General features: G+C 69.7%; 3 protein-coding genes and 1 pseudogene. 3 read left to right on the forward strand and 1 reads right to left on the reverse strand.

What is annotated here, in order from left to right:
* Positions 1-12 precede the first annotated feature (12 nt).
* Positions 13-147, forward strand: coding sequence for a thiolase C-terminal domain-containing protein (locus tag VGL85_RS22150; protein ID WP_414695210.1), 135 nt, complete (start codon positions 13-15; stop codon positions 145-147).
* Between the two features lie 56 nt (positions 148-203).
* On the opposite strand, the pseudogene VGL85_RS08920 reads toward VGL85_RS22150, so the two are convergent.
* A pseudogene (locus VGL85_RS08920) lies at positions 204-378 on the reverse strand (hypothetical protein); the annotation flags it as partial.
* Here VGL85_RS08920 and VGL85_RS08925 point away from each other — a divergent pair.
* Positions 365-1204, forward strand: coding sequence for a D-alanyl-D-alanine carboxypeptidase family protein (locus VGL85_RS08925; RefSeq protein WP_331588208.1), 840 nt, complete (start codon positions 365-367; stop codon positions 1202-1204). The pseudogene VGL85_RS08920 and the gene VGL85_RS08925 overlap by 14 nt on opposite strands.
* Positions 1201-2174: amino acid permease (locus VGL85_RS08930; RefSeq protein ID WP_414695209.1), on the forward strand; the 974-nt coding region annotated here is incomplete at its 3' end. The genes VGL85_RS08925 and VGL85_RS08930, both read left to right, overlap by 4 nt.

Here is a 2174-nt window from a genome sequence, read left to right on the forward strand (position 1 = left end):
GGCATGTACGCCATGCAGGAGAGCGTCCGGCAGCTGCGCGGCATTGCGCCGGCCCAGGTTCCGAACGCCAAGATCTCGATCGCCCACGGCGTCGGCGGCATGTTCGCCGCCTCGGGCACCATCGTCTTCTCCAACGAGAAGGGGTGAAGTCGATCCAACGCTAAGGCTCGGCCGAGTTCGAAGCTGAGCCGCCAAATGAGGGCGCCTTCTCCCCTTGCGGGAGAAGGTGGCCCCCGAAGGGGGTCGGATGAGGGGTCGCACAACCGTTTCGGGAAAGTCGACGCCAGTAGGCGGCCGAGGTAAGCGCGACCCCTCATCCGTCAGCTTCGCTGACACCTTCTCCCGCAAGGGGAGAAGGATCGCGATGTTAACGACCATTGGTTTGGTCGCGGCGACCGTTTGCTTCGCCAGTTTCGCCCGTGCCAGCCCGGTCTTTGGCGTCCGGGACGGATGCGGCGGCCATCGCGCCTTCGCCGCGGCCGTCAGGGCCAACACCGACTCCCTGATCACCTTGCCGCTCACGCCGTTCGGCAAGCCCGAGACCGGCTGGGCCATCTACGCCCCGGCCATCGCCCGCGAGGCGCACACGGCCTGCGCCATCGATACGCCCGGCTTCGCGCGAGCCCTGGCGCGCTGGCAGTTCGTGCACGGACTGGAGGCGCACGGGGCGGTCGATGCCGACACCTTCGCCGCGATGAAGGACGCCTGGCAGGCGCGCCGGCCGTTCGTCGCCCTGCGCAAGGACGGGATATGCCCCGACCCGCCGACCCGTCTCGCCGACCTGACGCCGGAGGAGAGCCGCCTCGACAGGGTGGTGCAGCTGCGGCCCCGGGCGCTGAAGGCGCTCCGCCGCATGGTCGCCGCCGCCCGCCGGGAGGTTCCGGAGGTCGCCGCCGACCCGCAGCTGCTCACCGTCTTTTCCGGCTATCGCGATCCGGCGGACGACGCCGCCCGTTGTGCGGCCGAGCTGAACTGCCTGGGCCTGGTCCGCGCCGAGTGCTCCTCCCACCGCACCGGCCTGGCCGTCGACCTGGTGCTGGGCGCGGCCCCGGGCTTCACGGACGATTCCTCCGACGACGCCAATCGCCTCTACCAGTCGCGCACGCCGGCCTATCGCTGGCTGGTCGCCAATGCGCGCCGCTTCGGCTTCATCAACTACGTCTTCGAGCCCTGGCACTGGGAGTGGACAGGTGAGCGGCCGTGACGACCTCGCTGCTGCACCGGAAAACCGTCTCGCTCGAGGCGTTGCACCCCGACCACCGGCTGAAGCCCAGCCTGAGCTGGTGGCACCTGATCCCGCTGGGCGTCGGGGCGATCGTCGGCACCGGCATCTACACGCTGATCGGCGTCGGCGCGAACCTGGCCGGGCCGGCCGTGCTGTTGTCCTTCCTGATCGCCGGCGCGGTCTGCGCCTGCGCGGCGCTGGCCTATGCCGAGGTCGCGACCATGATCCCGGTTTCCGGCAGCGCCTATACCTACAGCTATGTGGCGCTCGGCGAGATCATCGCCTGGGCGGTGGGCTGGAGCCTGATCCTGGAATATTCCCTGGTGGTCAGCGCCGTGGCCGTCGGCTGGTCCGGCTATGCGGTCGGCTTCCTGAACGCGGTCGGCGTGCATCCGCCGACGGCGCTCAGCGTCGGCTTTTATGCCGGCGGCCTGATCAATCTGCCGGCCATCGCCATCATCGCCCTCGTGGTCGGCCTCCTAAGCCTCGGAACCCGCGAAAGCGCCACCGTCAACGCGGTGCTGGTCGCCGTGAAGATCGCGGCCCTCGGTCTTTTCGTCGTGGTGGCGGCGCCGCATTTCCACGCCGCCAACTTCCATCCCTTCATGCCCTACGGATTCGCGGGGACCGACATCGGCGGCGCGCGCCACGGGGTGATGGCGGCGGCCGCCATCATCTTCTTCGCCTTCTACGGTTTCGACGCCCTGTCGACCGCCGCCGAGGAGACCAAGAACCCCGGCCGCGACCTGCCGATCGGCATCATCGGCTCGATGGTCGCCTGCACGGCCATCTATGTCGCCGTCGCCGCCGTCGCGGTCGGCGCCATGTCCTATGCGCGGTTCGCGGGCAGTGCCGAGCCGCTGGCGCTGATCCTGCGCCAGCTTGGCCAGGGCTGGACGGCGATCGCCATCGGCGCCGCCGCCGTCATCGCCCTGCCCACCGTGATCCT

This window comes from Phenylobacterium sp., assembly GCF_036501465.1.
GTDB lineage: Bacteria > Pseudomonadota > Alphaproteobacteria > Caulobacterales > Caulobacteraceae > Phenylobacterium.

Excerpts from the sequence above, each read along its gene's own strand:
- VGL85_RS22150 (WP_414695210.1), top strand. The coding sequence starts at position 13 with ATGCAGGAGAGCGTCCGGCAGCTGCGCGGCATTGCGCCGGCCCAGGTT.
- VGL85_RS08925 (WP_331588208.1), top strand. The coding sequence starts at position 365 with ATGTTAACGACCATTGGTTTGGTCGCGGCGACCGTTTGCTTCGCCAGT.